This window comes from Methanocalculus sp., assembly GCF_029762515.1.
Lineage (GTDB): Archaea > Halobacteriota > Methanomicrobia > Methanomicrobiales > Methanocorpusculaceae > Methanocalculus.
In genome coordinates this window covers 1-5,561 of sequence record NZ_JARVGN010000120.1, presented here as the reverse complement: position 1 = coordinate 5,561, position 5,561 = coordinate 1, and the positions used below count along the sequence as shown (strand labels likewise).

The 5,561-nt window shown below is 55.2% G+C and carries 8 protein-coding genes; 7 read left to right on the top strand and 1 reads right to left on the bottom strand.

Annotated features, from left to right (window positions below; translation table 11 throughout):
• On the bottom strand, positions 1–763 hold a 763-nt coding region (locus QCH34_RS05660), incomplete at its 3' end, for a DHH family phosphoesterase (RefSeq protein WP_300331461.1).
• Positions 764–804: 41 nt separating this feature from the next.
• Between QCH34_RS05660 and QCH34_RS05655 the strand changes: the two genes are divergently transcribed.
• From QCH34_RS05655 to QCH34_RS05625, 7 genes are all read left to right on the top strand, one after another.
• Entirely contained in the window at positions 805–2,193 is a 1,389-nt protein-coding gene (locus QCH34_RS05655) for an NAD(P)H-hydrate dehydratase (protein WP_300331456.1), read from the top strand.
• Positions 2,194–2,199: 6 nt separating this feature from the next.
• Entirely contained in the window at positions 2,200–2,670 is a 471-nt protein-coding gene (moaC, locus tag QCH34_RS05650) for a cyclic pyranopterin monophosphate synthase MoaC (RefSeq protein WP_300331453.1), read from the top strand.
• 103 nt (positions 2,671–2,773) lie between these two features.
• Entirely contained in the window at positions 2,774–3,358 is a 585-nt protein-coding gene (locus QCH34_RS05645) for a 50S ribosomal protein L15e (RefSeq protein ID WP_300331450.1), read from the top strand.
• 15 nt (positions 3,359–3,373) lie between these two features.
• Positions 3,374–4,009 carry an RNase P subunit p30 family protein gene (locus tag QCH34_RS05640; RefSeq protein ID WP_300331447.1) on the top strand — a complete coding sequence of 212 codons (636 nt, stop codon included), beginning with the start codon at positions 3,374–3,376 and terminating at the stop codon, positions 4,007–4,009.
• Positions 4,006–4,515: an Rpp14/Pop5 family protein gene (locus QCH34_RS05635; RefSeq protein WP_300331444.1), complete on the top strand. Its 510-nt coding sequence runs from the start codon at positions 4,006–4,008 to the stop codon at positions 4,513–4,515. The genes QCH34_RS05640 and QCH34_RS05635 overlap by 4 nt, the downstream gene beginning before the upstream one ends.
• Positions 4,484–5,209: an archaeal proteasome endopeptidase complex subunit alpha gene (gene psmA / locus QCH34_RS05630; protein ID WP_300331441.1), complete on the top strand. Its 726-nt coding sequence runs from the start codon at positions 4,484–4,486 to the stop codon at positions 5,207–5,209. Before QCH34_RS05635 ends, psmA begins: the two co-directional genes overlap by 32 nt.
• Before the next feature lie 11 nt (positions 5,210–5,220).
• Positions 5,221–5,561 (top strand): ribosome assembly factor SBDS (locus tag QCH34_RS05625; protein ID WP_300331438.1); only part of this gene is annotated, 341 nt, incomplete at its 3' end.

Here is a 5,561-nt window from a genome sequence, read left to right as displayed (position 1 = left end):
CGAGTGCCGAGGCGATCGTTCTCCTCTCTTCAGGGGAGAGATCCTCCCAGACCCGCCACTGGCCTTCAGGATCACGGAGCCGGATACCGAGACGTTCCAGGAAGATCTGCGCTCCATTGGGGTTATTGCTGATCCCCGGCAGAACGGGATCATCACTGTAACTGAGACAGATATGAACCGGGCGCGTGGAGAGGCCATAACAGTTGAGATCGTGGGATATTGCCATGACATTGCCTGCCTCCACACCGTCAAGCGCGATCTCACGGGCAGGGCCGATGAGCCCGCACCCCTCACGCGCCATCATATCGCCGACGTTTCCGACAACTGCGAGCTTTGCGAGATCACGGTTGGCATCATTCATCTCCCGTGCCACAAGGTAAGCGATCCCTGCGGCTGAGAGTTTCGTAATCCCGTACGGAAGGCAGTTCACCTGCCGGTATTCTATCTTTGCAGGCTGGCCGATATGGTGATCGAGGATGAGCACCTCGTCATAGGAGAGCCCGTGCTCTTCGATCAGGTTCTGCTGTCCTGCACCCAGATCGACAAAGAGTTTTAATGAGTCGTCCTTTGGAACCCATTTCATCATCAATGGTTCAAGCTGCCTGAGGAAGACGGATTCACAGGGGGTTTTCTCCCGCTCGATCGCCTCTTTCAAAATTGCCTCGCTTGCGATGCCGTCAGCATCGATATGCGAGATGATCGTGACAGATTCAGCAGATCTGATGATCTCCGAAGCCTCCAGGAGATCGTCAGTAAAAGCCATACACTAATGTTTAGGATCTCCCAATAGAAGAATGGTGTGTCATGCCATCATGGATAACCGCACAGGCTGAAGAAGAACCGATCAGCATACTCCGGATGCAGGCGATCGAGAAGAATGCAGAAGCACTTGGTGTCTCCACCCGTCAGATGATGGAGAATGCGGGAAGAGCACTTTCGGAGCAGGTTCTTGAGCAATTGCCACAAAAGGTGCTCATCCTCTGCGGAAGGGGAAATAACGGTGGTGACGGGTTTGTTGCTGCACGGCATCTCGCCCGCCATACGGACTGCTCCTGTATCTACGTATCAGGTGAGCGGAAAGGGGATTTGGAAACAAATCTCCGGGCACTTCATTCATGCGGCATCCCCCTCCATGAGGTATCCTGCAAAGAGGATGTGTATGCCCTCTCCCATCTCTTCGCATCTGCGGATCTGATCCTTGACTGCCTGCTTGGCACCGGAGCGGGCGGGAGCCTCCGCGAACCGATCACATCCTGCGTTGCATTGGCAAACGACTCTCCCGCATATATCCTCTCAGCAGATCTCCCGACCCCGGGTATCTCCGCAGATGCGATCCTTACATTCCACCGGAGCAAGGGGATCCATACAGCCATCGCCGATATCGGAATCCCAATCGAAGCCGAGTGCTTCACGGGACCTGGCGACCTCCTCACCATTCCGAAGAAGCCGGAGAATGCCCATAAGGGGTATGGCGGAAAGGTGCTCGTGGTGGGCGGCGGCCCGTACCAGGGTGCGCCATACCTTGCAGGGCTTGCCGCACTCCGTGCGGGGGCAGATATCGTCTTTGTGGCAAGCCCGAATGCCCTTGACTGTCCGGATCTTATCCATATCCCACTCTCAGGCAGAATCATCGGAGAAGAGGAGAGCAGTAAATTGATCCGCGCTGCACGGGAAGCTGATGTAGTGGTGATCGGTCCCGGGCTTGGGGCTGACAGCCATGATGTCATCCTCAGGGTGGCAGCGGCCGCAGAGCGCGCCGTCATCGATGCCGATGCGCTCCGCCTCCCCCTGCCAAAGGGCGGGGAGACGATCTATACCCCGCATGCAGGCGAGTTTGCCCGCGCATTTGAGGGAGAGCCTGCTGGAGATCCAAAAAAGGATGCGGCAGTTGTCCGGGATGCCTGCCCGGAATCGGCTTCGATACTCCTGAAGGGAGAGACCGATATCATTAGTGATGGCAGACGGATCCGGTTCAACAGGACGGGAGTCCCGGCGATGACGGTCGGCGGTACAGGCGATATCCTGGCAGGAGTCGCAGCCGCCCTCTTCTGCCGGATGCCCGCATTCGAGGCAGCAGCAGTCGCCGCATATGCAACCGGCCGTGCCGGGGAGGAAGCGGCGCAGTCAGTTGGTGACGGGCTGATCGCAAGCGATCTTCTTCTGTTCATTGCACAGATACTCTATGGAGACTGAAATTGTATGGTTGAATTCACCCATATCGACGGCGACCATGTCCGGATGGTCGATGTCACGGAAAAACCCGATGTTCACAGGAAAGCAACCGCACAGGGGAGGATCTATCTCAGCAGCGGGACGCTGAAGGCGATTTCTGAAAAGACTACACGGAAAGGAAATGTCCTTGCAACCGCCGAGATTGCCGCAATTCTTGCAGTGAAGGATACATTCCGGATCATTCCGATGTGCCATCCCCTTCCGGTCGGCGGAGTATCTGTTGATTTTGTGGAGACTGAGGAGTATATCGAGGCAACAGTCACCGTGAAGACCTATGGAAAGACCGGTATCGAGATGGAAGCGTTGACCGGTGTCTCGGTTGCACTCCTGACCATCTGGGACATGGTAAAGTCCGCTGAGAAGGATGAGTCCGGGCAGTACCCGGAAACCCGGATCGAGGGTATCAGGGTCCTCTCCAAAGAGAAGAGTGCTGCATAACCAGCATCCTTTAAGTTCGCAGGAGTTGAAGTATAAAGATCACGGGATACCTCCCGTCAAGGAATGTGGCTTCAAACGAGTAAGCCGAACCTGGAGTAGACAAATGTCACGATCAATGTATTCGTATGTCCGTGAGGCATGGAAAAAGCCTGACGAGACCGAGGTAAAGAAACTCCTCTGGCACCGCATGCAGAAATGGCGGCGTGAAGGATCCGTTGTCCGGATCGAACACCCCACGCGGATTGACCGCGCCCGCACCCTTGGATACAAGGCTAAGCAGGGTATCATCGTTGTCCGCGCCCAGGTACGCCGTGGTGGCCGGAGAAAGTCAAGATATGTCCGCGGGCGAAGAACCGCACGGATGGGCATGGCCCGCACCACCGCCGGAAAGAGCATCCAGCGGATGGCAGAAGAGCGTTCTGCACGGCGCTACCCGAACATGGAAGTTCTGAACTCATACTGGGTTGGAGAAGACGGGGTCAGGAAATACTATGAAGTGATCCTTGTCGATCGAAGCCACCCCGGCATCAGAAGCGACAAGACGCTGAACTGGATCTGCGACCAGAAGAACCGTGTATTCCGTGGCAAGACCTCGGCCGGAATGAAAGGCCGTGGCATGCGCCGCAAGGGTACCGGTACCGAAAAGACACGTCCAAGTATCCGCTCACATAAAAACCAGGGGAAATAACCCCACTTTTCTTTTATGACGGTCACGGATGCTTTCATCCATCCCTTTCCCGAGGGTGACTCGACACTTCAACGCATGGCAATGACCGCACGCGAATGCGGTTTTGACACAATCATTGCAGTCAACCACCACCCATGCGAATACCATGGTGTCCGGATTCTGCAGGGAGTGATCGTAACCGAAGGCACAATGAAGGCAGTCACAAACGCAATCCGGCAGAAGAAGCGGGCGATCATCGGGGTTGCCGCAGGCGATGCATCCTTTAACAGGAACCTCCTGAAGACACCAGGGCTCCATCTCATCACCGATCTGCATCGATCACAGAGGAATGCATTCGACCAGGTGTCGGCAAAGCTTGCCGCAGAGAAACGGATCGCGGTGCACCTCGATATCAGCCAGATCATCTCCTGCAAGGGGCATTCCCGGCAGAAGGTGCTTGCGAGGTACGCCGAGCTCCTTCTCCTCCAGAGAAAGTTTGGATTCTCCTTTGCAATCGGGAGCGGGGCAAAATCAATCCTCGGCCAGCGGACTGTCGGAGAAATGATCCTTCTGACCTCACTCTTTGGGATGACAGAGGAGGAGACGGTTACAGCTCTTGGAACAATTCCCGATCTCTTTCTGGATACATCCCGTCCACGGGTGATTTCATGAAGCATCTCTCCCCCACCCTCCGGGAAAACCGGAGATATGTCCTTACCAGAATCATGCCGTCTGATCCTGATTGTGATATCCGGGAACTCTATTATGCGATCGCAGACAGTGTCACCTCACTCTATGGCGATTGTATCGCCGCAGAGGTTCATGCCGCCACGATCCTGCGGGAGGGAGAGTACCTGATTGTGAGATGCAGGAGGGGGCGGGAGAAGGAGCTCTGCTGCGCAATTGCCGCGATCAGATCCATCAACGGAACACAGGTCCGCCTCACCACCATCGCCACTTCGGGAACAATTGCAGCTCTCAGAAAGAGGATACGGCCGGAAAAGCAGGGCGATCCGATCACCTGCACCATCAATTCCGGGGAACAGAGCGGCATCATGTATGCCGATGGAAAGATTGACCTTATCAGAAGAGATATGAAAGGTCAGGAATTAGTATATCTCACGAAAGACGATATGGAGAAGTTTCATGCAACCACAACCAAACCAGATGGGATATGACCGGGCGATCACCGTCTTCAGTCCGGACGGCCGCCTCTACCAGGTCGAGTATGCACGTGAAGCAGTGAAGCGGGGAACAACTGCTGTCGGGATCAAATGCAAAGAGGGAGTCGTCCTGATCGTCGACAAGCGGGTCAGCTCAAAACTGCTCGAACCCTCATCAATCGAGAAGATTTTCCAGATTGACGCACATATCGGGGTTGCATCCTCCGGCCTTGTCGGCGATGCCCGCGCCCTTGTGGATCGCGCCAGAATCGAGTCACAGATCAACCGCGTCTCCTATGACGAGGCGATCGATGTCGAGACGCTCTCCAAGAAGCTCTGTGACCATATGCAGACCTACACACAGTTCGGCGGCGCCCGCCCCTATGGAACGGCACTCCTGATCGCAGGTATTGCAGATGGCACATGCCATCTCTTTGAGACTGACCCCTCAGGCACCCTGCTTGAGTACAAGGCAACCGGTATCGGAATCGGCAGGCCGGCAGTGATGAAAGTCTTTGAAGAGGAGTACAATCCCGAACATTCCTGCAAAGAGGCGATTCTGCTTGGGCTTAAAGCACTCCATGCCGCAACCGAAGGAAAGTTTGATGTGAACACCGTTGAGATCGGCATTGCCTCACTTCAGGCGGGCACCTTCAGGAAGATGGCACCTGAAGAAGTTGCAGTCTGCGTCGAAGCATTTGAGCAGTGAGGTGAAAAACGATGATCTCCCTCGATAACGCCGTTGTTGCGCGCCTTGAATCACATGGCGAACGGTTTGAGATCCTTGTCGATCCCGACCTTGCCCAGAAGATCCGTGAAGGGGAGGAGATCGAGATCGAAGATGTGGTTGCTGCCGGATTTGTCTATGAGAATGCAGCCCACGCAGAAAGGGTAGCAGACGAAAACCTGACAAAGGTATTCAAGACAACCGACTTCGAGACAGTTGCGCGGGCAATTATCGAGAAAGGAGAGATCCATCTCACCTCGGAACAGAGGAAGGCGCGATCTGAGGAGAAGAAGCGGCAGGTGATCACATATATCGCCAGAAACGCCATCAATCC

Excerpts from the sequence above, each read along its gene's own strand:
- QCH34_RS05655 (WP_300331456.1), top strand. The coding sequence starts at position 805 with ATGCCATCATGGATAACCGCACAGGCTGAAGAAGAACCGATCAGCATA.
- moaC (WP_300331453.1), top strand. The coding sequence starts at position 2,200 with ATGGTTGAATTCACCCATATCGACGGCGACCATGTCCGGATGGTCGAT.
- QCH34_RS05640 (WP_300331447.1), top strand. The coding sequence starts at position 3,374 with ATGACGGTCACGGATGCTTTCATCCATCCCTTTCCCGAGGGTGACTCG.
- QCH34_RS05635 (WP_300331444.1), top strand. The coding sequence starts at position 4,006 with ATGAAGCATCTCTCCCCCACCCTCCGGGAAAACCGGAGATATGTCCTT.
- psmA (WP_300331441.1), top strand. The coding sequence starts at position 4,484 with ATGCAACCACAACCAAACCAGATGGGATATGACCGGGCGATCACCGTC.
- QCH34_RS05645 (WP_300331450.1), top strand. The coding sequence starts at position 2,774 with ATGTCACGATCAATGTATTCGTATGTCCGTGAGGCATGGAAAAAGCCT.